This is a genomic window from Propionibacterium ruminifibrarum (assembly GCF_900289195.1).
Classification (GTDB): Bacteria; Actinomycetota; Actinomycetes; order Propionibacteriales; family Propionibacteriaceae; genus Propionibacterium; species Propionibacterium ruminifibrarum.
This window is the reverse complement of sequence record NZ_OMOH01000008.1, coordinates 87,761-110,883: the sequence shown is the minus strand read 5'-3', so window position 1 is coordinate 110,883 and position 23,123 is coordinate 87,761. Positions and strand designations below refer to the sequence as shown.

Annotated in this window: 20 protein-coding genes; 14 read left to right on the top strand and 6 right to left on the bottom strand. The window is 66.9% G+C overall.

Annotated features, from left to right (window positions below):
- A partial coding sequence (locus tag PROPJV5_RS10010) for a glucosaminidase domain-containing protein (protein ID WP_182858677.1) occupies positions 1–743 on the top strand: 743 nt, incomplete at its 5' end.
- Positions 744–909: 166 nt separating this feature from the next.
- Here the strand turns inward: PROPJV5_RS10010 and PROPJV5_RS10005 are convergent.
- Entirely contained in the window at positions 910–1,419 is a 510-nt protein-coding gene (locus PROPJV5_RS10005; RefSeq protein ID WP_119716214.1) for a nitroreductase family protein, read from the bottom strand.
- A 61-nt stretch (positions 1,420–1,480) separates the two neighbouring features.
- Here PROPJV5_RS10005 and PROPJV5_RS10000 point away from each other — a divergent pair, with 61 nt between their 5' ends.
- The gene (locus tag PROPJV5_RS10000; RefSeq protein WP_119716213.1) at positions 1,481–2,173 is read left to right on the top strand and encodes an IMPACT family protein; all 693 of its coding nucleotides are present in this window, start codon (positions 1,481–1,483) and stop codon (positions 2,171–2,173) included.
- Positions 2,174–2,404: 231 nt separating this feature from the next.
- Positions 2,405–3,634, top strand: coding sequence for a L,D-transpeptidase (locus PROPJV5_RS09995; RefSeq protein ID WP_182858676.1), 1,230 nt, complete (start codon positions 2,405–2,407; stop codon positions 3,632–3,634).
- Between the two features lie 112 nt (positions 3,635–3,746).
- Here PROPJV5_RS09995 and PROPJV5_RS09990 read toward each other — a convergent pair whose 3' ends face one another.
- Both PROPJV5_RS09990 and PROPJV5_RS09985 read right to left on the bottom strand, forming a co-directional pair.
- Entirely contained in the window at positions 3,747–4,046 is a 300-nt protein-coding gene (locus PROPJV5_RS09990; RefSeq protein ID WP_275403712.1) for an endonuclease domain-containing protein, read from the bottom strand.
- 588 nt (positions 4,047–4,634) lie between these two features.
- Positions 4,635–5,522, bottom strand: coding sequence for a fructose bisphosphate aldolase (locus tag PROPJV5_RS09985; RefSeq protein WP_119716210.1), 888 nt, complete (start codon positions 5,520–5,522; stop codon positions 4,635–4,637).
- A gap of 321 nt (positions 5,523–5,843) precedes the next feature.
- Here PROPJV5_RS09985 and PROPJV5_RS09980 point away from each other — a divergent pair, with 321 nt between their 5' ends.
- The 11 genes from PROPJV5_RS09980 (at position 5,844) to PROPJV5_RS09930 (ending at position 19,802) form a co-directional block, all read left to right on the top strand.
- Positions 5,844–6,833, top strand: coding sequence for an aldo/keto reductase (locus PROPJV5_RS09980; protein ID WP_182858674.1), 990 nt, complete (start codon positions 5,844–5,846; stop codon positions 6,831–6,833).
- A 241-nt stretch (positions 6,834–7,074) separates the two neighbouring features.
- Positions 7,075–8,391, top strand: coding sequence for a mechanosensitive ion channel family protein (locus PROPJV5_RS09975; protein ID WP_239018467.1), 1,317 nt, complete (start codon positions 7,075–7,077; stop codon positions 8,389–8,391).
- Between the two features lie 82 nt (positions 8,392–8,473).
- Positions 8,474–9,952, top strand: a complete 1,479-nt coding sequence (locus tag PROPJV5_RS09970; RefSeq protein ID WP_119716207.1) for a CCA tRNA nucleotidyltransferase — start codon at positions 8,474–8,476, stop codon at positions 9,950–9,952.
- Between the two features lie 111 nt (positions 9,953–10,063).
- On the top strand, positions 10,064–11,548 hold the full coding sequence (locus PROPJV5_RS09965; protein ID WP_239018461.1) for an MFS transporter: 1,485 nt from the start codon (positions 10,064–10,066) through the stop codon (positions 11,546–11,548).
- 86 nt (positions 11,549–11,634) lie between these two features.
- Positions 11,635–13,659: a DUF6049 family protein gene (locus tag PROPJV5_RS09960; protein WP_119716206.1), complete on the top strand. Its 2,025-nt coding sequence runs from the start codon at positions 11,635–11,637 to the stop codon at positions 13,657–13,659.
- 86 nt (positions 13,660–13,745) lie between these two features.
- Positions 13,746–15,473 (top strand): protein kinase family protein, encoded by a 1,728-nt coding sequence (locus PROPJV5_RS09955; RefSeq protein WP_147385425.1) that lies wholly within the window; start codon positions 13,746–13,748, stop codon positions 15,471–15,473.
- 100 nt (positions 15,474–15,573) lie between these two features.
- On the top strand, positions 15,574–16,293 hold the full coding sequence (locus tag PROPJV5_RS09950; protein ID WP_119716204.1) for a histidine phosphatase family protein: 720 nt from the start codon (positions 15,574–15,576) through the stop codon (positions 16,291–16,293).
- Positions 16,294–16,495: 202 nt separating this feature from the next.
- The gene (locus PROPJV5_RS09945; protein ID WP_119716203.1) at positions 16,496–17,815 is read left to right on the top strand and encodes an ABC transporter substrate-binding protein; all 1,320 of its coding nucleotides are present in this window, start codon (positions 16,496–16,498) and stop codon (positions 17,813–17,815) included.
- Between the two features lie 194 nt (positions 17,816–18,009).
- Positions 18,010–18,978: a thioredoxin-disulfide reductase gene (gene trxB, locus PROPJV5_RS09940; protein ID WP_119716202.1), complete on the top strand. Its 969-nt coding sequence runs from the start codon at positions 18,010–18,012 to the stop codon at positions 18,976–18,978.
- A gap of 45 nt (positions 18,979–19,023) precedes the next feature.
- The gene (gene trxA, locus PROPJV5_RS09935; protein WP_119716201.1) at positions 19,024–19,347 is read left to right on the top strand and encodes a thioredoxin; all 324 of its coding nucleotides are present in this window, start codon (positions 19,024–19,026) and stop codon (positions 19,345–19,347) included.
- Between the two features lie 56 nt (positions 19,348–19,403).
- Positions 19,404–19,802, top strand: a complete 399-nt coding sequence (locus tag PROPJV5_RS09930) for an OsmC family protein (protein WP_220474406.1) — start codon at positions 19,404–19,406, stop codon at positions 19,800–19,802.
- Positions 19,803–19,882: 80 nt separating this feature from the next.
- Here the strand turns inward: PROPJV5_RS09930 and PROPJV5_RS09925 are convergent, their stop codons facing one another.
- From PROPJV5_RS09925 to rsmG, 3 genes are all read right to left on the bottom strand, one after another.
- Positions 19,883–20,806 carry a ParB/RepB/Spo0J family partition protein gene (locus PROPJV5_RS09925; RefSeq protein WP_119716199.1) on the bottom strand — a complete coding sequence of 308 codons (924 nt, stop codon included), beginning with the start codon at positions 20,804–20,806 and terminating at the stop codon, positions 19,883–19,885.
- Positions 20,803–21,642, bottom strand: a complete 840-nt coding sequence (locus tag PROPJV5_RS09920) for a ParA family protein (protein WP_119716198.1) — start codon at positions 21,640–21,642, stop codon at positions 20,803–20,805. The genes PROPJV5_RS09925 and PROPJV5_RS09920 overlap by 4 nt, the downstream gene beginning before the upstream one ends.
- A 681-nt stretch (positions 21,643–22,323) precedes the next feature.
- Entirely contained in the window at positions 22,324–22,968 is a 645-nt protein-coding gene (gene rsmG, locus PROPJV5_RS09915; protein WP_119716197.1) for a 16S rRNA (guanine(527)-N(7))-methyltransferase RsmG, read from the bottom strand.
- Positions 22,969–23,123 lie beyond the last annotated feature (155 nt).

Sequence of the window (23,123 nt, the reverse complement as noted above, 5' to 3'; positions counted from 1 at the left end):
CCGACGAGATCTGCACCATCAAAGACGGCGGCTGCTACCAGAAATACCAGGGCGGAGCCATCCTCTGGACCCAGAAAACCGGAGCCCACATCAGCATCGGCGCCATCCGCTCGGCTTGGGCCGCCACCGGCTACGAGAACGGGCCCCTCGGGTACCCGACGAGTGATGAACTGGCCACCGCGACAGGCGTCTATCAGCTCTTCGAGGGCGGTGCCATTTATTGGACCTCATCGACCAATGCGACGAAGGTGGTCACCGTGAACAACTCAGGCATGACCTCGGCCCAGAGGAATTACCTGCAGTCAGCACTCCCTGCGGCCATCGCCGAGTCGCAGCAGTACGGCGTACCCGTCTCGGTCGCGCTGGGGCAGTCGATCCTCGAGTCGGGATGGGGAGGGAGCACCCTGTCGAGCCGGTACAACAACTACTTCGGCATCAAGTGCAGCACCTCGAGCCCCTACCAGGCCGGCTGCGTCAACATGAACAGCGGCGAGTACGTCAACTCGAGCTACCAGATCCTGTCGAGCAGTTTCCGCACCTACAGCTCGCCGACCAACTCGTTCCTGGATCACGGCTACTTCCTGACGCACAACAGCCGTTACCGGAACGCCTTCAACTACACCGGTAACCCGGACGAGTTCATCCGCCAGGTCGCCTCGGCCGGTTACGCGACGGATCCGAACTACGCGCAGAAGGTGATCAACATCATGGCGAACTACGGGCTGTACCAGTACAACATCTAAGGTTCCGGATCAGCGGTGGCGGGCCGGTGCGCGCCGGCCCGCCACCCGGTCGTCCACGGCCTCGCCGGATGGTGTCGTGGGCGCAGAAACCCAGCCGGCCTCGTGCCGCACCGGGCGCGCGAGGAACCGCCACCGGCATGGCGCCGCCTGGCCGGACGGTACCGGGTCACTGCCAGGGCGTGAGCTCTGCCACGCTCTTGCGTTCCCGTCCGTCGGGGTGCAGTCCCGGTGCCGCGATACCCACGGCGAGCATGGTGACGGGTGTCCATTCCTGGCCGATGCCGAATTCGGTGCGTGCACCTTCGTGGTCGTAGCTGGCGAACTGGCGCGCGTGCAGCCCCATGGCCTCGGCCTGGACGCTCATGTGGGCCACCGCCCCGCCCAGGTCGTACAGCGCGTAGTCGGGGTCACTGCCCGCGCTGCGATAGGCGGCCAGGACGAGTGCCGAAGCGCCCAGGGCCCAGTCCGAGGCGCCCCGGGCCAGTTTCTCGAGACGTTCGTACACGGGTTCTCCCCGGCGCCCCACGACGAAGGCCCAGGGTTGGCGGTTCATGGCCGACGGCGCCCACCGGGCCGCCTCGAGCATGCGATCGATCTGTTCTGCGGACACCACGTGGGTCGGATCGAAACCCCGTGGGCTCCATCGCTCGGTGAGAAGAGGGGTCATTTCGTTCATGCCCTCACGCTAACCACGCACCGCTCCATGAGTCGATACCCGCCGGTGGCAGGATGGGTCCATGCCTGCCGACCGCTACGTCTCCCCCGTCGGCCCCAGCCGTCACGAGGTCGAGATCAAGCGTTCGCGGTTCATCGCGTGCATCGCCCCCGTGGAGGACGACGCACAGGCCCGGGCCCATCTGAGTGAGCTGCGCCGCGAGTTCCACGACGCCCGCCACTGCTGCAGCGCCTATCTTCTCGGGGCCGGGCGCGACAGTGCCCACTCCAGCGACGACGGGGAGCCGGCCGGTACGGCCGGGGTGCCGATCATGCAGGCGCTGTCCAGCCATGTCACCGCGACCGGGCGGGCCGACCTGTCGAACGTCCTGGCGGTCGTCGTGCGCTATTTCGGCGGCATCAAGCTGGGTGCCGGAGGACTGACCCGGGCCTACGGCGGCACCGTCACCCAGGCACTGCGAGGGACCCCCATGCTCCTGCACGAGCGACGTACCCTGCTCGACGCCCACCTGCCCCCATCCGACGCGGGCCGGCTCGAGGCAGTGCTGCGCGCAGACGGCCTGGACGTGCTGGAGACCATCTGGACCGATCCGTCGAGCCCTGTCGTGCGCATCGCCTGCGAGGCCGGCGGCGCCGAGGAAACCACCCGTAGGGTCGCCTGGCTCACCTCGGGAACGGCGCGCCTCGAACCAGCGGGGCAACGCTGGGTGTCCCGTCCCCTCCCCGGTGCCCCGGCGAAACCCTCCGCGACCTGAGGCGCTCGACGGATCCTTTAAATGTACTGATTTTTTGCTGAGGAAGGCCTTCCCGCTCCGCGTGAATCCCCCCTTGTAGATGAACATTAAATAAGCAAAGCGTGGACACGACTTCTTTGACATATCAGCGGGTTATCATCGCTGACGATGCGCCTGGGCTTTCCTGTGCGCATGGTGCCCACCCCACCACTGTGCGGGTGGGCGCGAAAACGTCACCGATTCGGAGTCCGGATGCCCACCATCGAGCACATCGACCCGCGCCTCACCCGTCGTGGAGTCATCGCCGCGGCGGCTGCCAGTGCAGGTGCCATCGGCCTGGCGGCCTGCGCCAGCGACCCCGACAACCCCTCCAATGATCGTTCGGGGGCCACCAGCTCACCGACGAGCACCGAGTCCCCCAGCGTCACCATCACCAGCGCCCACGGCACCGATGCGGTCCTGCCCGACGACACGCTCACCGTCACCGTCACCAATGGCACCGCCATCTCGGTCAAGGCCACCGGCCCGGACGGCGACGCCTACACCGGCTCGCTGGACGGCGACACCTGGACCCCCGATCGCACCTTCTGGCCCGAGACCGAGTACACGGTCTCCGTGCAGGTCATGAACCTGCAGAACCAGGAGACGACCCTCACCCAGCAGATCACCACCGCGTACGTGGACACACTCGTCTATGAGCCCGTCTACGCCTACGACGACCTCGGCGTGGCGATGCCCGTCTACATCCAGTTCTCGGACACGATCGACGAGGCCGAGCACCGAGCGGCCATCGAGAAGCAGGCCCGTGTCACCGTCACCCCGGAGCAGCCCGGCTCATGGGGCTGGGTCGAGAACCGCATCCTCATGTGGCGGCCGAAGGAGTACTGGACCCCGGGCACCACCGTCGACGTCCACCTGGCCTTCGCCGGTGTCAAGGTCAGCGACTGGCAGTACCTCGCCGACGACACCGACTACTCGATCAGCATCGCCGGCTCCAAGGTCGAACTGGTCTGTGACCTCCAGACCCAGCAGATGGAGGTCTACCAGGACGGCTCGCTGCTGCGCACCTGCCCGGTGAGCACCGGAAAGATCGGACACGAGACCTACACCGGCACCAAGGTGATCATGCAGAAGTACGACACCTTCACCATGGACTCGTCCACCTATGGCGTGCCGGCCGAGTCGGCCGATGGCTACAAACTCGAGGTTCCCAACTGCCAGCGCATCACCTGGAGCGGCGAGTTCCTGCACTCGGCAAGCTGGTCCGTCGGCTCCCAGGGCGTCACGGCCACCAGCCACGGCTGCACCAACCTCAGCCCCGATGACGCCGCATGGCTCATGACGGTCACCCACATCGGCGACCCTGTCGTCTACAACGGGACCACTGCCGGTGGTACGCAGCTGGCCTTCGAACCCGGCGACGGCATCGGCTGTTGGACCTTCGACTGGCAGAGCTGGCAGAAGCAGAGCGCGGTGGCCTGACCCGGGCCTGCGCACGCTGGGCAGCATGCCCGAGGACTACGGCACGGGCATGCCTTTCTCAACACGATGTGGCGGTTCTCGACCCGAAATGGGCTGAATCAGCCATATTGCGTCAGTTTTGGCATGCCCAGCCATGGCGCCTCAGGATGCGACGCACCGTGGTGATCACCTTCTCGGGATTCTCGTCGAGTTGACACCAGGTGACCCGCACAACGGCCCAGCCCTGCGCCTGCAACTGCTGGTCACGCAGCCTGTCGGACTCGAAGGTCGCACTGCCGGAGTGGAACTCGTAACCGTCCACCTCGACGGCGACCCTGAACCGGACCCAGGCGACGTCGAGGTGGAAACCGCACACCGCCACATTGGTTCGCCAGCCGGTGAGGCCGGCGGACCGCAGCAACCTGTGCAGCAGCCGTTCGCCCTCTCTCCAGGGTTCATCTCGGGAGTCGGTGAGCAGCGCCCTGCGAACAGCGGTCCCCCGGGCCGCGGGCCGAGGTCGTGGAAAGCGGCAGCGGCCGCACCGCTGATGACTGCGTCATCGAAGTGCGCGCAGGCCACCAGGCCCGTCGTCGCCAGTCGGCCGAGGCGCCTGCCTCCTCATAGCAGCCGGGGAGTACACGTTCAAGCTCGCCGCGACCCAATGCGCCGCCGATCGCCCCGCGCAGCCCGGGCCAGGCGCAATGCTCGACCACGCCGTGGCCGGCGAGGATCTGCTCCAACCGCCCGTGCACACCGGGAAGTGTGGCCGGGACGGCTCCTGCTCGTCAGTTGTCCACAGGCAGCTCCTCAACAGATCGAATGGCAGGCAGGAGGCCCGTCGCCCCGTCCCAGTGACCGGCTTCGAACATGGCCCCCGGCGCGTGGGAAGTCGAGGGCGACCCTGCCGCACCAAGGCAACCAGGTACCGGGGAAAGACCATCCCGGGCAGGAGAACGGCGGTGAGGGGGCTGATCCGGCCCCCTCACCGCCATGCGTTTGACCATTCGGTCGTGCCCCAGGGTCACGTCGCCGAGGCGGCGGCGATCTCCTCGATGGACGCCTTGAGCTTCGCGTCGAACTCCTCCGGCGTGTCATTCACCGAAAGGCCCTCGGTCAGCGCCCTTGAGAAGCTGGCACTCATCCCGGTGTTGCGTGCCAGGCGCTCACAGGCCTCCTGCCGGGTGAACCCACCCGACAGGGCCACGACGCGCAGGACGCGCGGGTCGGCGATGAGGTCGGCGTAGAGGTTGTCCTTGACGGGGATGGTCAGCTTGAACATCACCTGCTGGCCCTCGGCCAGATCATCGAGGTGGACCTTCAACTCCGCGTGCAGGATCTCCTCGGCCGCCTCGCGGTCCTCTGCGTGGATGTCTGTCTCGGGTTCGATGATGGGCACCAGCCCCTTGGCCAGGATCTGCTGGGCGATCTCGTACTGCTGGGCGACGATGGCCTTGATGCCGGCCTCGTTGCAACCGGCGATCACCGAGCGCATCTTCGTACCGAAGATGCCGTTGGCCACCGCCCGATCGAGCAGGTCGTCGAGGTCCGGCATCGGCTTCATGAGCCGTACGCCGTCGGCCTCCTCGAGCAACCCCTTGTCCACCTTGAGGATCGGCACGATGCCCTTGCGCTCCCACAGGTACTGGGCTGTCGGCAGTGACTCGACGGAGTTCTCCATGGTGCGCTCGAACAGGATCGCGGCGAGGATGTGCTCACTGGTGAACGAGGGGCTCGTCATGATGCGCGTACGCATCTGGTGGACAAGGTCGAACATCTCCTCCTCGGTGCTCCAGGCGTCCTCGTCGATGCCGTAGAGCCGCAGTGCCCTGGGGGTGGAACCACCAGACTGGTCGAGTGCCGCGATGAAGCCCTTGCCCTTGCCCATGCGTTCTTGTTGCTGCGTGTTCATTGTCGACCTCCATGCCGGTTGATCTGGCTCCGCCGTTGGAGCCGACGTCATACGTGGCGTCGATGAGTACAACTCTACGTGAGAAAGCCCTCCAGCCAGCAGGCTTCGCGCGGTCGAAAATGACCACCTGTTCACTGGGGGCGGGTCCTGGGTCGGGCCGGCCGGGCCTGTGCGGCCGGCGGCGGTCCGGCAGTTTCCGGACACTCGCCCTACCAGATTCTAGATATGTCTAGCTAGATTCCAATAATTATTGATACTTGTTGATTCTCGTGGACAGGGCGACCGACGGCGCCCACTGGGCGCAGTGCCACAATGACATCCATGGCTGACGGCGCTCGCCCACGAATGCAGTACCGCACCGCCGGGAGGAGCGGCCCCAGGCTGCCCGTCCTGGCGCTGGGCATGTGGCAGAACTTCGGTGACACCACGCAACGCGACGAGCGTCGCGAGATCGTCATGACGGCCTTCGAGGCAGGCGTCACCCACATCGACCTGGCACCCGAGTACGGTCCCCCGGCAGGGGCTGCCGAGGCGTTCGTCGGCTCGTTGCTGGCCGCCGAGTTCGCCGGGCGTCGTGACGAACTGACCATTGCCACCACGGTGCGCGGCATCGGGAACGCGTTCGCCGCCGGCCTGGACGCCTCGCTCGGGCGCCTCGGCACCACGTACGTGGACATCCTCTACGCCCACTGCCCCGGTGACACACCACCGGCCCAGGTGGCGGCGGCACTCGACACTGCGGTGCGGGCCGGCAGGGCGCGGTATGCCGGCATCGTGGGCGCCACCGCGGAACGGACCAGACGGATCGCCCAGGCGGCGCGGGCCGCAGGCACCCCACTGACCATCGCGCAATACGAGTACTCGTTGTTCGACCGGCGCGCCGAGGGCGGCGCGCGGTCCGGCGAGTTCAAGGCCTCGGTCATCGACGAGTGCGAGGACCACGAGATGGGTTTCGCCGCTGGCAGTCCGCTCTTCCAGGGGCTGCTCACGCACACCTACCGCACGGGTGCCATCCCCGAGGGCTCCAGGGCGGCCGCCAACGAGAGCTTCCCACGGGCCCGGCTGACCCACCAGAACATGCTGCGCATCATCAGCCTTGAGGAACTGGCTCGCCGACGGGGGCAGACGGTGGCCCAGATGTCCCTCGCCTGGGCGCTCTACGACGAACGCGTGTCGACCGCCGTCATGGGTATCCACACCATCGATCAGCTCGAGGAGAACCTGGCCGCGCTCGATCACCTCGACTTCGACGATGCCGAGCTCAGCCAGATCGAGGCGAACGGCGCACGCGCGGGCGGCTGCGTCGCCTGAGCGGACCGGCCGGGGCACGCCGGTGATTCGTCACCGCCCCCCTGAACGCTGCGATCCGGTGATGACTGTGCTCACCGGTACGACACCGGCCACTGGCCAGAGGCGCAGACGACCCCGGGGCCATCCCCCGTCCTGCCGGCCCCACAGCCGGTTCGCGGCAGAGCGCGTCACAATGGATGGCAGCGGGCCGAGCGCCCCCTCTGCACCACCGAGTAAGTCCAGGAGGACATGCGTGCTGCCAATGGACATCGAGTTCGCCTGGCCGAACACTCTCATCGAGATCATCGTCACCATCGCTGTCGCGGTTGTGACGCGTTTCGTGGTACGCCGTCTCATCAACCAGTTCATCAAGCACGCCGGGCAGCGCCAGGCCGAGCGCGCCGGGCACGACATCACGACCGACGGCATCAATACGAACCGTGCCACGCAGCGCGCCAAGACGCTCGGCACGGTACTGAAGTCGATCACTGACGTGATCCTCATCGTCGTCGTCGTGCTGATGGTGCTCAATTCGATCAACATCAATGTGATGCCAGCCATCGCCTCGGCGGGTGTCGTCGGCATCGCGGTCGCCTTCGGCGCGCAGAGCCTGGTCAAGGACTTCTTCAACGGCATCTGCATGATCATGGAGGACCAGTACGGCGTCGGCGACATCGTCAAGATCGACGACATCAAGGGCACGGTGCGGGCCGTGGGCTTCCGCATCACCGAGGTGCAGGACATCAACGGGCAGGTCTGGTACCTGCGCAACGGGGAGATCACGACGGTCGGCAACATCTCGCAGGGCTTCTCGAAGTCGATCATCGACATCCCCGTCAGTGTCGAGGAGAACCCGGGGGCCGTCATCAAGCTGCTGCGCCGCACGTGCGCACGCATGGACGCCGAGCCCGACTGGCACAACCAGATGCTCGAGGCCCCGAACGTACTCGGCCTGAGCTCGCTGGACGAGAGTGCGGCGATCTATCAGATCCTCATCAGCTGCCCGGCCGACCGGCAGTGGAGTGTCGAACGCGAGATCCGCAGCCGCGTCCTGACCGCCCTGCGTCGTGCCGGTATGCACACACCGCGCCGTGCCGTCGTCGCGGTGCCGTCCAGGAAGCCCGAGGAGCCCACGTCGGCGCTCGCCCAGAAACGCCGCCCGCTCAGCAAGGCCGCCCGTGACCACCGCACGGGGCAGGACGCCGAGCCGGGGAGCACCGGCGACCTCACTGCGGCGGCAGCGGCCGACAAGGCCCCGGCCCTCTCCGAGGAGACTCCGGCGCCGGGCCAGCAGATCACGGCCCGCGAGTGGCTCGAGGACTCGGCCGGACGCAATGTGCGGTGGGTGTCGGCCAGTGACACCGGCCACAACATGGCCGCGGAGGAGACGATCGCCATGGACTCCACCGCCATCGCCAAGAAGCCCAGTGGCCGCCGTCGCCGGTTCCGCCGTCCCGGCGCAGCAGGCACGGATGCCCAGGCGCCTTCTGACGCCACCGAGGATGCGTCCGCGCAGGGCGCTTCCTCGGCCCAGGTCCTCTCGGCCGACACGACACACCAATTGCCGAAGGTCGACTGACACCGGTAGCGGGGCCGCGCCTCCGGCCGGGTGGTACCGGCTCGACGCGCGACATCGTGGAGCCGGGCTAGACTGAGCAGACGTGTCCGATCCCACTGCCGCCCTGTCGCAGGCCCAGGCCAGCGCCGTCACCGAGCTGCTGCACGCCACACCGCTGATCGGCGAGTTGGGGCGACTCTTCGACGAGGCGGGCGAGAGGCTCTACCTGGTCGGCGGGTCTGTCCGCGACGCCCTGCTCGGTCGCCTGGGCCATGATCTCGACTTCACGACATCGGCCGGTCCCGACCGCAGCGAGGAGCTGCTACGCACCGTCAGCCGGTCCGTCTGGACCGTCGGCAAGCAGTTCGGCACCATCGGGGCCACCATGACCTCGCAGGGACGCGAGTGGACCGTCGAGGTCACCACGTTCCGCGCCGATGCCTACGCGCCCGAGTCCCGCAAACCCGTCGTGGCCTTCGGCGACAACATCACCGACGACCTGGTGCGCCGCGACTTCACCGTCAACGCGATGGCGATCGACGTCGCGGGCAGGACGTTCGTCGACCCGCACGGCGGGCTGAAGGACCTCGCCGGCAAGGTGCTTCGCACACCGAGCCCACCACAGGTCAGCTTCAGCGACGATCCGCTGCGCATGATGCGCGCCGCCCGCTTCGCCGCCCAGCTCGGTTTCAGCGTCGAGCCGGCCACCTTCAACGCGATGACCGACATGCACGAACGCATCTCGATCGTCTCGGCAGAGCGCGTACGCGACGAGCTGAGCAAGCTGCTGCTGTCCGACACGCCCCGGCCCGGCCTGAACCTGCTCGTCAGCTCCGGGCTCGCCGAGGTCATCCTGCCCGAACTGCCCGCGATGCGGCTGGAGCGTGATGAACACTTCCGCCACAAGGACGTCTACGAGCACTCCCTGACCGTGCTCGACCAGGCGATCGCCCTGGAGAAGGCGCGCGACTACAGGAACGGCAGGCCCAATCCCGACCACGAGCCCGATCTGGTCATCCGGCTCGCCGCGCTGCTGCACGACATCGGCAAGCCCGCCACGCGCGGCCTGGACGGTGGCAAGGTCACCTTCCACCACCACGACGTCGTCGGCGCCAAGCTGGCGCGCAAACGGCTGCGTGCCCTGCACTACCCGAAGAACGTCATCGAGGCGGTCAGCCGGCTCGTCGAGCTGCACCTGCGCTTCCACGGCTACGGGGAGCAGTCCTGGACCGACTCGGCGGTGCGCCGCTATGTGCGCGATGCCGGCGACCAGCTCGAGCACCTGCACATCCTCACCCGCAGCGACTGCACCACGCGGAACCGGCGCAAGGCCGAGGCGCTGCGCCGCGCCTATGACGAGCTGGAGGCCCGCATCGACGAGCTGAGCGCCCAGGAGGAGCTCGAGGCGATGCGCCCCGACCTGGACGGCAACCAGATCATGGAGATCCTCGGCATCGGCCCGGGCCCGGAGGTGGGCATGGCCTACAAGCACCTACTCGCCCTGCGCATGGACGAGGGGCCGCTGGGCGCAGAGCGGGCCACCGCCGAGCTCCGGGCGTGGTGGGACTCCCGACCGCACTGATGGCATCACGCAGTGCCTGCGCCGTGATCGCGGTGCAGGCACTTACACTGCCGTCTGGGCCCGGGCCCAGCAGCACCAGCCGTCTGCCCGATCATCTGAACGAAGGAACACGTGAGTCGTCTCAGCTCTGAGAACAATCTGATCCGCATCAAGGAGTCCCCCAGGGTCTTCAACCGCGTCAAGATCCTGCTCACCTTGATGATCCCGCTCGCCATGGCGCTCATGGCGATCTCCTCGATCAATGTCGCCCTGCCGACGATCGAGAGCGCGATCGGCGCCTCGGACGCCTCGATGCAGTGGATGCTCTCGGGTTACGCCCTCGTCTTCGGCATGGTTCTCGTCGCCGCGGGACGCATCGGTGACCTGCTCGGCCGCGGCACGGTGTGGATCATCGGCGTCACCATCTTCAGCCTGGGTTCGCTCGCCTGCGGCCTGGCGGAGAGCCCGCAGCTGCTCAACATCGCCCGCCTCGTCCAGGGGTTCGGCGCCGGCGTCTACAACCCGCAGACGATCGGCATGATCCAGCAGTACTTCAGGGGCCAGGCCCGGGCGAAGGCATTCAGCGTCTTCGGCCTGGTCATCTCGGCGTCGGTGACGGCAGGCCCGCTGCTCACCGGCCTCATCATCCGTATGGTCGGTGCCGACACCGGGTGGCGCGCCTCGTTCATCTGGAACTTCCCGCTGGGCCTGATCGGTGTCGCCCTGGCCCTGCGCTGGTTCCCGTTCGAGACGGAGCGCCGCCGCCGTCGCACCCGGCACGAGGGCGGGTCCATGGGCACGCGCCTCGACCTCGACCCCGTGGCCATCGTCCTACTGGCCGCCGCAGTGCTGTGCATCATGCTCCCGTTCATCCTCAAAACGGGCCCGGCGTTCGGGCTGCTGGCACTGGCGGCGGTCCTGCTCGCCGCGTGGCTGCGCTGGGAGCGCTCCTACAAGGCCCGCGGACGCCAGCCAATGGTCGACCTGTCGATCTTCCGCCATCGTTCGTTCACCCACGCCACCGCCATCAGCGGAATGCAGTTCCTCGGCGGCACCTCGGTGTTCGTGCTGGTCGCCCTGTTCATCCAGAACGGTATGGGCGCATCGGCCCTCGCCACCGGCATGCTGGGTTTCCCCAACGCGGTGATCTCGGCGACCACGTCGATTCTGACCGGACGCGTCGTGCTCGCGAAGGGCCGCAACATCGTCATTCTCGGCCTGTCCTGCATGACCGCCGGTGTCATCCTCACCGCCGGCACCGCCCACGTCGTCATCAGCCACCACATCAGTTTCTGGTGGCTCATCCTGCCGCTGTCACTCATCGGCTTCGGCAACGGCTGCATGACCGGTTGCAACCAGACCCTGTCGATGGTCGAGATCCCGCCGGCCGAGGGCGGCGTCGCCGGCGGCGTGAAGTCCACCGTCGAACGCATCGCCACCGCCATCGGCAATGCGATCACGACTGCCATCTTCTACTCGCTGGTCTCCCGCGGGTGGGCGACGGCGCTGATGAGCGCCTACGCGGCGATCGCCCTGTTCATCGCGATCTCGACAGCCCTGGCCGTCTTCGACCGGGTCAGTCTCGGCCGGGGCGCCCTCAAGCCCGGGCAGCGCTGACCCCTGGGCGCCCCGGACGGGTGTTGTCCCACGTGCGCCGGTGGTGCACGAAGCCTCCTCACAAGTCCACCACCTACGATGGGCGGGTGAACGACCCGCGAGACGCAGCTGCGCAGACACGACGCGCCCGGCCGTTCTGGCTGGTCGCGCTCGTGGCCCTGCTCACCCTCGTCCCGGGCCTGATCGGCGCCCCCGGTGCAGTGGCCGATGAGACGAGCGCCACCATCACGATCACCGGCCTCGGCCCGATGGCGGTCTCGGAGTCGGGCGAGCTGACGGTCACCGGCACGCTGACGAACACGGGCTCCTCACCGATCACCGGAGCCACCCTGCGGCTGTGGAGCACGCGCGCACCCATCACCAACGGGGACGCCTTCTACAACGCACTGGCCGGTGACCAGGACGTGACGAACACCCTGCCCGTCCAGGACGACGACGCCTCGTCGCAGATCACCGACCTGGCCGCCGGGGCGTCCAGGTCGTACTCGTTGCGGGCACCGTTCAACGGGCCCGAGTCGCTCGGCATGACGAGCACCTCCAGCGCCTACCTGTTCGGCGTGATGCTGGTCGACGACGACGGTGGCCTCATCACCTTCACGAGCGCCGTCATCGGCTACCCGGGCAGCGGCGATTACCAGGCGACGACGGTCGCCGAACTGTCCAGCGCCCCCTCCCTCGTACCCGCCACGACCGGCACCGCATCCGACGGGGCCGTGTTCACCGACGACCACCTTGCCGACGAGATCGCCGAGGGCGGCCGGCTCGACCTCATCGCGGACCTGGCCGAAACCGATGACGTTACCAGCCTCATCGACCCGCTCCTGTGGGACGAGCTGACGGCCATGGCGTCCGGGTACCGGGTGCGCAGCGACCCCGAAACGACCACCACCGGCACCGGTCAGTCCGAGGCCGCCTCGTTCCTCGACCGGCTGAAACGCATCGCCGCCAATGGGCGCAGCTACCGCACCCTGTACGGCTGTCTCGACGTCACGGCCGCCGTGTCGGCCGGCCGCGGCGAGCTCGTCGAATCCGCGGCGGCGAAACCCGCAACCGATGGCCCCCTGGCGGGTCTGGACCTGGCCATCGTCACGGACAGTTCCTCCACCTCGCAGGCGATGGTCGAGACGCTTGAACGTGCCGACCCGCAGATCGTTCTCGCCTCGGACCTCGACCCCGACGGTGAGCTCTACCAGGTGGACGACCTGACGATGCTCGCCACTCACGCGTCCATCGCCACCGGTATTCCTGGCGCCGCCTCGAACTCCGACGCCCAGCGCGCCGCCCGCCTGCAGGCCGAACAGCTCGTCTACTCGAAGTCGGGCTCACCGGCGGTCGACGTCGTGACCACCAGTGATGCCGCCCGCGCCGAGCTCGCCTCGGCCAGCGGCCGGACCCGCCTGCCCATCAAGGAACTCGTGGCCTCGCAGCAGGCGGTCACCGCCCAGACCAGGCAGTCCCTGCCGAGCGCGTCGGCCAACCGCGGCGGGGTCGAGCACACCGTCCGCGGCGACATCGGCGTCTACGAGGAACTGACCGGCCACGGCGCCGGCGTCGACGACGAGAAACTGGTGCTGGCCGCGTGGAGCTCGGCCTTCAGCAGCGACGCCGCAGCGGACGAGTACGTCCGGACGGCCCTGTCCCCGATCAGCTCCGCGCTTGCCTCCGGGCAGGTGAGCGTCCACATCAGTGAGCGCCTCGTCATCCCCGACGACGACAGTTCACTGCCCGTATCCGTCACCAACACCATGAGCGTGCCCGTCAGGGTGCGTATCCATTTCGAGTCCGAGAACCCTGGACGCATCTCGATAGCCGACACCGAGGAACTCGAGATCGGCGCCGGTGAGTCGGTCACCGTGCGGATCAACCCGACCGCGACGAGCAACGGCAACGTGCAGATGAGTGCCGTCGTCATGACGACCGGTGAACGGTCCACCGAACTCGGCCCGCGCAGCGAGTTCGTCGTCTCGGCGAACAGTTCGGGACGCGTCGCCTGGGTGATCATCATCGCCTCGGGCATCGTCCTGATGGCCGCGACGGCCCTGCGGGTCAGACAGGTGCGCCGCGAACGGACGCCCACACCGGACGAGGACGCCACGGACGGTGAAACTTGACCCCCACCCCGGCGGGCCGATCGGGGTCGCGGCCCCTCACAGGGCACACTTGACCTTGTCCAGCCGACCGGGCAGCGAGGGATGACATGGAGCAAGCGCAGGGGCCCAGGCCCGCCAGGGGCGACGTGCTCGCCGAGCGCTACCGCCTGGACGAGAGGCTGGACGCCGTCGGCTTCGCCACGACGTGGCGCGGTCTCGACGAGATGCTCTCCCGCGCGGTGATCGTTCACGTCCTCGACCCGGAGGCCGCCACGACCCCCGGGGTGCTCTCGGCGGCCCGCCGCGCATCCGTGGCCACCGACTCCCGTTTCCTGCGCGTCCTCGACGCCCTGGACGAGCCCGTGCCCTTCATCGTCTGCGAGGACAGCCCCGGCATGCGACTGCGCGAGCTGCTCTCCTACGGACCGCTCAGCGGGGTCGAGTCGGCGTTCATCGTCCGCGAGATCGCCGATGCCCTCTCCCCCATGCACACCCGCGGCATCTTCCATCGCAGGCTGACCCCCGAGAGCGTCATCATCACGCCCAACGGCAATGTGAAGGTCGTGGGCTTCCTCATCGACGCCGCCCTGTCGGGCGAGGACGAGGGGCCCTCCAGGGAGCCTGCGCTGCAGGAGGCCGAGGACGTCCGCGCTCTCGGAAAGATCCTGTACGCCTGCCTGACGCAGCGCTGGCCGGTGCCGGCAGGGCGCCCCCAGACCAAGGAGTTCGGCCTCGTCGCCGCGCCGATGACCTCGCCCGAGGTCTCGAACACGCCCCGCTGGGTGCCGCCGGCCACCGTCAATGCGAAGGTGCCGTCCTCCCTCGACGCCGTGTGCGTCTCGATCCTGACCCCGCGCGCCGGAACCAACCAGATCCGCAGTGTCGATCAGATCGTGCGCGCCATGAATCGCGCCATCGGCGCCGCCGACCCCGACGGCGACCTGGAGCAGCGCATGCGAGCCCTCGCCGGGCGTGCAGGGGTGACCGGCACCGGCATGACGCCGCGCGTCCACGCCCTGGCCGAACCCCTGCAGGAACCGCTCGTCAGTGACGCCCTCGTCGAACAGGCCGAGGTGCAGCGCATCACACGTGAGGCGGCCGAGCAGCGTGAGGCCCTGCTGGCCGAACGCGCGGAGACGGCTGCCCGCATCAGCGACGAGATGAAGCACCGGGCCGCTGCTGAGGCGAGGGCGCAGGAACGTGCGAACTCCTGGTCCAGCACCCGCCTGTACCGCCTGCTGCGCTGGCTGGCGCCGTTGTTCGTCACGGTCATGCTCGTCATCGCGCTGTCCGGCGTGATCCATTCGTCCCTGACCGCCGACACCAGGGGGCGCGGGAGCGCCGACGCGTCGGCCGAGCGGGCCCCGGGAGCGCCGGCCACCGCGTCCTTCACGGCCACCTCGTTCGACCCGACGGCAGACGGCGGTGAAGGCGCCGAGCACGCCGACGAGGCGGCCCTGGTGACGGACTCGGACACCGGTACCGCCTGGCTCACCGATCTGTACACCGGTTCAGCGGCGTTCAGCGGCCTCAAGCCGGGGACGGGTCTGCTCCTCGACCTGGGGGAGACGACCAGCTTGACCTCGCTGGGCGTCACATTCGTCGGTGAACCCACCGGCGTGCAGGTCATGGTTCCCAGGGACCCCGACAATGCCTCGCGGGAGACGATCAACGACTGGACGACGGTCGCCGCCGACTACGAGGCGGGCACGCAGGCCGACATCGTCTTCGACGGCGGTCTGGACACGCGCTACGTCCTCGTCTACCTCACGAGCCTGCCGGAGGTCGATGGCGGCTGGCAGGGCGGGATCGCCGAGATCACGGCCACCACGTGACCTGGTGAGGACGGCCCGCGCCGGGCGCCGCCGAGGGCCGATGATCCACATCGGCACGCTCGCCCTGACCGGGCCGGCACGGGCTGAATAAACTTCGCGTGTGAAGCTCCTCCTGATCCGTCACGGCCAGTCGTCCAACAATGTGCTCACCGCCGCCGGGCACCCCTTCGAGGGACGCACCGCCGACCCCTCGCTCACGGATCTGGGCCGGGTCCAGGCCGCCCGGCTGGCCGAGGCCTTCGCAGACCGGCGGCTCCCCCGCCCGCAGGTACTGTTGTGCTCGCCGATGGTGCGGGCCGTCCAGACCTCCGTGGCGATCAGCGAGGAGTTGGACGTGCCGGTCGAGCTGATCACCGACGCCTACGAGGTCGGGGGCCTGTACGGGGGCCTGCCGGCCGCGCCGACGGCGGTGCGCGGTGCCGGTGCCGCTCGGCTGCGTGAGGTGAATCCCCGCGTCATCGTGCCAAGTGACATCGGGGAGGACGGCTGGTATGACAAGGGCGAGTACGTCGAGGCTCCTGCCCAGGCCCAGGGACGCGGCTTCGCGCTCTTCGCCGACCTCGAACGCCGTTTCTACGACGACGACCGCGTCATCGGCCTCATCTGCCACGAGTGGATCATCCAGTACCTGCTGCGTGCCTCGATGAGTGCCGCCGGTGCACGCGGCGTGCCCGACCCGTGGATCGCCATGATGAACACGGCCACCACCTATCTCGAAACCGATCTGCCGGCACCCGAACCCTATGAGGGGGCCGGCGAGACGGTGATCCACTGGATCAACCGCTTCGACCATCTGCGTCCCGAGGAACTCTCGCGCTGACACCCCGATCACCCCGTATCCGTGTATCTAGTCCGATAACTAGAAAGAGGGATAGTGCGACATGGCAGGCATCGCTCGGTAACTATCGAGCCATATTGATTATTTACTAGAGAAACCAATAAGGATTCATAGCGCTCGAACGGTAGAGTCGGGGCGGGACTGCGTCCCGACTGAAGGTTCGCCCAGCACACGAGGAGGCGCCGTGCGGCTGCAACGCAGGGACCTGCTGCTGATCACCGGGGCCGCCGTGGCTGCGTCCGCACTCGGTGCGTGCAGCAGCGGCGAGGACGAACCCGCCGAGACCAGCAGCCCCAGCGACTGCGCAAGCCCCACCAGTGACTGGCGCAACGCCAAGGATTCGGGATCGGGCACCCTGTCGATGCTCTCGGCCATGCTCGGCACAACCGAACTGCAGGACCGCTACGCCAACAACGTCCTCACGGGTTTCTTCGGCTCCAGCGGCTACCAGATGGCCACCACCTACACGACGAGCGACAAACTGCCCGACAAGATCATCACCGCCCTCACCGGTGGCACCCTGGCCGATGTCGTCATGCCGGAGTACGGGTGGCTGCACTCGTTGCAGCGCCACAATGCGCTCGAGGCCGTCCCCACCGACCTGCTCGACGACCTCAACGTCGATGAACGCTTCCTGAGCGGCTGCCGTATCGATGACACGCTCTACGGCGTCCCCTACACCATGGACCTGCAGGTCATCGGCTACCGCGTCGACCTGCTCACCGAGGCCGGTATCACCGAGCCCCCGGCCACCCTCGACGAGCTGCGCTCGATGGCGCAGGAACTCACGGGCGACGGCATCAGCGGTTTCGATCCGTTCAGCCCGGGCCTGGTGCGCACCTGGGCGAACCTCGTCGGGGCCTACGGCGGCACGCTGTTCACCGAGGACGGCACCCTGAGTTTCAACGACGGCACGGGCGCGGCGGCGCTCAACTTCATGGCAGAGCTCATCAATGACGGAACGGCGGACCTGTCGGCCATTCCCGCCACCGGTGAACCCCGCCTCATCACCCAGGGCAAGGCCGTCATGGCGCCCATGGGCGTCGGCATCTGGGACGAGTTGAACCGCGAGGGTCTCGGCGATGAGGCCCACATGGCCTTCTTCCCCATGCCTCCCAGCGAGAGCAGCGGCACCCCCTCGGTGCTCAAGAGCGGCACCGTCCTGAGCGTCTCGCGCCAGAGCCAGTTCCAGGACGTCGCCTTCCAATTCCTGCACCACGCGCTCGAGGACCAGCCGCTGACGACGACCGCGGCCATGGTGCCGGCGATTCCCTCCCGCACGAGTCTGCTCGTGACGAGCGAGATCGCCTCCAACCGCATCGCCAACGCCGGCCTGGCCAACATCGACGAAGCCCAGGTCATGCTCGGCGGCAGCGGCGCCTGGCTCGACCTGCGTCCTGTCATCGAGGGCCAGTTGCGGCTCACCCTTGAGGGCAAGCAGTCGGCGGATGCGGCGATCGGAAACCTTGCCCGCGTCGTCACGGACTCCAACAACGCAGGTTGAGTCCCAGCTCGTCGGGTCGGGTTCCTGCACCCGGATGGAATGAACCGGGCCCGGTGCGCGTTTCCCGGACATCGCCCGTGCACGGATCCGCCAGGAACCGGTCGGAATCATCGGCTCTGGTCCCCGCCCGTCTTCCGCGTAGGCTCGGGTGGTGCAGCCGACTCCTGAGGCGGAGTCCGATCAGAAAGGCAACCATGAACGATCAGCTCCGTGATGTCATCATCATCGGTTCCGGCCCCGCCGGCTATACCGCCGCCATCTATGCCGCGCGCGCCGGCCTGGCCCCGCTCGTCCTGGAAGGCTCCCTCGACGCCGGTGGCGCGCTCATGACGACGACCGATGTGGAGAACTTCCCCGGCTTCCCCGAGGGCATTCAAGGCCCCGAGCTCATGGAGAACATGCGCAACCAGGCCGAACGGTTCGGCACCGAGTTCGTCACAGACGATGCGGTCGAGGTCGATCTGACCGGTGAGGTGAAGACGGTCAAGGATGCCGCAGGCACGGTCCACCGCGGCAGGACCGTCATCCTCGCCACCGGATCCGGCTACCGTCATCTCGGCCTTCCCGCCGAGCAGACCTACGCCGGCAAGGGCCTCAGCTGGTGCGCCACCTGCGATGGCTTCTTCTTCCGCGGCAAGAACATCGCCGTCGTCGGCGGCGGGGACGCCGCACTCGAGGAGGCCACCTTCCTGACCCGTTTCGCCGACAAGGTGACCCTGATCCACCGCCGCGATCAGCTGCGCGGCTCGGACATCATGGCCCGCCGGGCCACGGAGAACCCCAAGATCGAGTTCGCGTGGAACTCCGTCGTCAAGGACATTCACGGCGATGGCAGGATCGAGTCGGTGACCCTGCAGGACACCACCGACGGGTCCACCCGCGAACTGCCCGTCGAGGGACTGTTCGAGGCCATCGGCTCGGTGCCCCGCTCCGCCCTGTTCAAGGACCAGGTTCGGACCGATGACGCGGGGTACGTGATCGTCGACGGCTCGTCGACACGCACCAACCTGCCCGGTGTCTTCGCCTGCGGCGACCTCGTCGACCGCGTGTACCAGCAGGCGATCTCGGCCGCCGGGACCGGCTGCCGTGCCGCCCTGGACGCCGAGAGCTACATCGCCGCGCTGGACGATCGCCTCACGGCCACGCCGGCGGGCGCTGCCTAGGATTGACCCTGCACGCACACACCACGCAAGAGGAAGTAGTTCCCCATGAGCAATGTGACCGATGTCACCGATGCCACCTTCAACGATGTCGTCCTGGGTTCCGACAAGCCCACCCTCGTCGACTTCTGGGCCGACTGGTGCGCCCCGTGCAAGCGCATGAGCCCCATCCTCGATGAGCTCAGCGAGGAGTACGGCGACCGCATCAACTTCGTCAAGCTCGACACCAATGCCAACACCGCCGTGCCGACCCAGCAGGGGGTTCTCGGCCTGCCCACCGTGCAGATCTACCAGAACGGCCAGGTCGTCAAGCAGTTCCAAGGGGCCAAGAACAGGTCCGGCCTGCTCAAGGTCATCGAAGAATTCCTCTAATGGGTTCGCGCAGACACGCCAGCGTTCACCTGCGGAGAACGGGTCCGTATCGTTACGTGGCGACCAACGAGGCCGGCGCCAGCATCGAGCTGGGCCGCGGCGAAGGACTGTTCAACCCCGTCGAACTGCTCATGGCCGCTGCCGGCGCCTGCAGTGCGATCGACGTCGATGCCGGCGTCTCGCCCGTCAGCGAGCCGACGGACTTCCGGGTGCGCGTCGCCGGCGAGTGGGGACCCGACGAGGCCGGTGCTTCGGCCCTCGACCACCTGGCGATGGACTTCCACCTGGAGTTCTGCGCAGACGAGTCCGGTGATCGGGCCGCTGACCTGGTCGCCGAGCTGGTCCGCTCGAGCCATGACCGAGACTGCACCGTCGGGCGGACGGTTGAACATCCCACCCGGGTCGACGCCCTCGTCGATGGCACAGTGGTCGCCTCGTCACGAGCTGGTAAATAGTTTTATCGACAAATCTCTTTATAGCTGAGGGGCTCCGGATCATTCCGGGGCCCCTCAGTCGTGATGGATCCAGGTGCTGCTCATCCCCCGATGATTCCGAGGATGCGCTCAAGATCGTCCTCACCGGCAAAATCGATCGTGATACTGCCCTTGTTGCGCCCGATGGTCACCTTGACCCTCGTGTCGAATCGATCAGCCAGATCATGAGCGATCGACTCCGCCCTCGGGTGCGGGGTCGTGGCACGGCGTGCGCGGGTGGGTTTCTTCTCGGTGCGCCCTGCTGCCAGCGTGACGATCTCCTCTGTCGCCCTGACGGAGAGCCCCTCGGCGACGATGCGCTGCGCGAGTTCCTCGACGGCCAGGGGATCCTCGAGGGTCAAGAGCGCCCGAGCATGACCGGCCGAAAGAATGCCCGCTGCGACTCGACGCTGAACAGTGACCGGCAGTTTCAGGAGTCGGATCGTGTTGGAGATGTGTGGTCGTGACTTCTTGATGCGGGCCGAGAGTTGTTCCTGCGTGATGTCGAAATCCCGCATGAGCTGCTCGTATGCAGCCGCCTCCTCCAACGGGTTCAACTGCACACGGTGCAGGTTCTCGAGCAGGGCATTGGTGAGCATCGTCGAATCATCGGTCTTGCGCACGATCGCCGGGATCATCTCGATGCCGGCCTTCTCATGAGCCCTCAGTCGCCGTTCACCCATGACCAGTTCGTAACCGTCACCGTCAGTGGCCCTGACGACGATGGGCTGCAGCAACCCGACTTCCTTGATCGATTCACTGAGTTCGGTGAGTTCCTCCTCGCTGAACACCTGGCGGGGCTGTTGCGGGTTCGGTCGGATTGAGGCGACTGGGATCTCCGAGAAGTAGGAGCCGTCCGGCATGACGGCCGGGGCGGTGTCAGAATCGGGGGCGGAGGGGTTGTCCGACGGCGCTGCTGCTGGAAGATCTGTGCGCTGGAAGAGTTCCCCCAGACCTCGTCCAAGTCCGCCCTGACGTGCGCTCATGACTGCTCCTCAGCTGCTCGGGCGGCCAGTTCCGCCGCGACTGTTCGATAGGCGTCCGCACCCACCGAATGATCGTCGTATGTGATGACCGTCTGCCCATAACTCGGCGCCTCACTGACCCGCACCGACCTCGGTATGACCGTTGCGAGGGTCTCATCCCTGAAGTGGTTACGCACCTCTTCGGCGACCTGGGCCGAGAGTTTCGTCCTGCCATCGAACATCGTGAGAAGAACGGCCCACAACCTCAGTTCAGGGTTGAGCTCGCCACTGACCAGCTGGATGGTGCGCATGAGCTGCGTCACGCCTTCGAGAGCGTAGTACTCGCATTGGATCGGGATGAGGATGTCCGTCGCAGCGACCAGGGCGTTGACCGTCAGGAGTCCCAGCGAAGGCGGGCAATCATAGAAGACGTAGTCGAACTCGTGGTCGGTCAGGTACTCACGGACGGCCCTGAGCAGTTTCTGCTCTCGAGCGACCCTCGAAACGAGTTCCAGTTCAGCCCCCGCGAGATCGATCGTCGCTGGCAGGACGAACAGGTTGTCGGCCTCGGGCGAGCCGACGACTGCATCGGCAAGTTTCATGTCGTCCAGGAGTACCTCGTAGGTGCTCGGTGTTCCTTCCACATGGGGAATTCCGAGCGCAGTTGATGCGTTCCCCTGGGGATCAATATCGACGACCAGCACCCTGAGCCCGCCTTGGGCAAGTGCCACGGCCAGGTTGACCGATGTGGTCGTCTTGCCCACACCGCCCTTCTGGTTCGCCACGACGATTCGTCGCGTTGTCACCGGCTTGGGCAACCGCGTCGAACGCCGCCGCGTTTCACGTGAAACATTCATGACGTTCTCTGTCCACTGACCACGTTTGGGAGCGGCATTCTCCTGTCGCTCATCCGCCGGCTTCACGTCCGTTGCGGTACCAGACGGTGTGGTGACCTCCGTTGCGACTTGTGTCGCGGGATCGGGTGGCGTTTCCGGATCCTGCCTGCTGTCATGCCTGGTCACTTCGAGATCCTGTGGGGTCGGTCCGGTGCTGGTTCCCCGATCAGCATTCACCGGCACGGGAGAGCTCACCACGGTATGTACCGTTTCACGTGAAACATGCGCGCGGCGCCGTTCCAGCAGCGTCGAACTACTCGGGTAACCAAGGGGACGAGTCCACAGGCGACGCTTGGTGCGAGGCCAACCCGGGGGCATATCGGTCACGGAACACCGCCAGACATCACGACGACAACAACGTGAACAATCCTAGCTGGCTGGGTTCACGCACCCAGGTTGAGACTCGATCAGGGACATCACTGAGCTCACGAGAACGCATCCCACGCGCGGGCGGGCCATCCATGCTCAGGGCTGCCTCGCGGCTCATAGGGCAAACGCACTCCACACGCGAGCGGGCGATCCTCCGGGTCGAATGGAAATCAGTGGGCCATGAGCTTGGCCGGAGCGAACCGGAAACAAGGGGCCAATCAGTCCTGGACAGTGGTGATGCTCGTTCCAGTGGGATCGTGAACGCAGCGTCTCTCAGCTCGCGGTCACGGACACGACATTGGTCATCTCAGCCTTGGGATGCGCTCGCACATGCATGATCTGAGCGGTCAATCCGGATGCCCCGAGCAGATCCTGCGCTTCGTCGATCTCGTCATGCGCGGAATCACCCTTGAGGGCGAGCAGGCGCCCATCGGGATAGAACAGTGGGATGGTCCAGCGGAGAAGCTTGGGCAGACGGGCCACGGCACGGGCCGTGACGATCTCGAATTTATCGGCGCAATCCTCTGCGCGGCCGCGAACGACATTGACTCGTTCTGAAAGACCAAGGTGGTCGACGGTCTCACCGAGGAAGGTCCAACGGCGGAGCATCGGTTCCAACAGGGTGACACGCAGATCGGGCCGCGCAATGGCGACAACGATGCCGGGAAGGCCTGCGCCACTGCCGACGTCAATGAGCTCGGCACCCTGGGGGAGGACCTCACAGAGTGCCGCAGAGTTGAGGATGTGGCGGGACCAGATGCGCTTTGGTTCCTTGGGTCCGAGCAAACCGCGGGTCACTCCGTCCGAAACCAATTTATCGACAAAACGATTTATTGTTTCATCGCCGTGGAAGACCTCGACGGCAAGCGACCGTGCCAGATACTCCTGACGGGCCAGCGCAGCGGTGTCGTCATCCATCCAGGGGCCTCCTTCATCATGCAATGGGTCAGGACCACGACAGGCCACGTGGTGGCGCGGCTCACGAGGATCGCGTCGCGGTCATCGTCATATCCTTCTTCGTCTCAACGTGCCTCAAAATCGCTCTCACAGAACAAGTTGAACATGAAAATACA

Bases quoted from the DNA above. Each gene is read 5' to 3' on its own strand.
- PROPJV5_RS10005 (WP_119716214.1), bottom strand. From the start codon at position 1,419: ATGAACGAAATGACCCCTCTTCTCACCGAGCGATGGAGCCCACGGGGT.
- PROPJV5_RS10000 (WP_119716213.1), top strand. From the start codon at position 1,481: ATGCCTGCCGACCGCTACGTCTCCCCCGTCGGCCCCAGCCGTCACGAG.
- PROPJV5_RS09995 (WP_182858676.1), top strand. From the start codon at position 2,405: ATGCCCACCATCGAGCACATCGACCCGCGCCTCACCCGTCGTGGAGTC.
- PROPJV5_RS09985 (WP_119716210.1), bottom strand. From the start codon at position 5,522: ATGAACACGCAGCAACAAGAACGCATGGGCAAGGGCAAGGGCTTCATC.
- PROPJV5_RS09980 (WP_182858674.1), top strand. From the start codon at position 5,844: ATGGCTGACGGCGCTCGCCCACGAATGCAGTACCGCACCGCCGGGAGG.
- PROPJV5_RS09975 (WP_239018467.1), top strand. From the start codon at position 7,075: ATGGACATCGAGTTCGCCTGGCCGAACACTCTCATCGAGATCATCGTC.
- PROPJV5_RS09955 (WP_147385425.1), top strand. From the start codon at position 13,746: ATGGAGCAAGCGCAGGGGCCCAGGCCCGCCAGGGGCGACGTGCTCGCC.
- trxB (WP_119716202.1), top strand. From the start codon at position 18,010: ATGAACGATCAGCTCCGTGATGTCATCATCATCGGTTCCGGCCCCGCC.
- trxA (WP_119716201.1), top strand. From the start codon at position 19,024: ATGAGCAATGTGACCGATGTCACCGATGCCACCTTCAACGATGTCGTC.
- PROPJV5_RS09925 (WP_119716199.1), bottom strand. From the start codon at position 20,806: ATGAGCGCACGTCAGGGCGGACTTGGACGAGGTCTGGGGGAACTCTTC.
- PROPJV5_RS09920 (WP_119716198.1), bottom strand. From the start codon at position 21,642: ATGAATGTTTCACGTGAAACGCGGCGGCGTTCGACGCGGTTGCCCAAG.
- rsmG (WP_119716197.1), bottom strand. From the start codon at position 22,968: ATGGATGACGACACCGCTGCGCTGGCCCGTCAGGAGTATCTGGCACGG.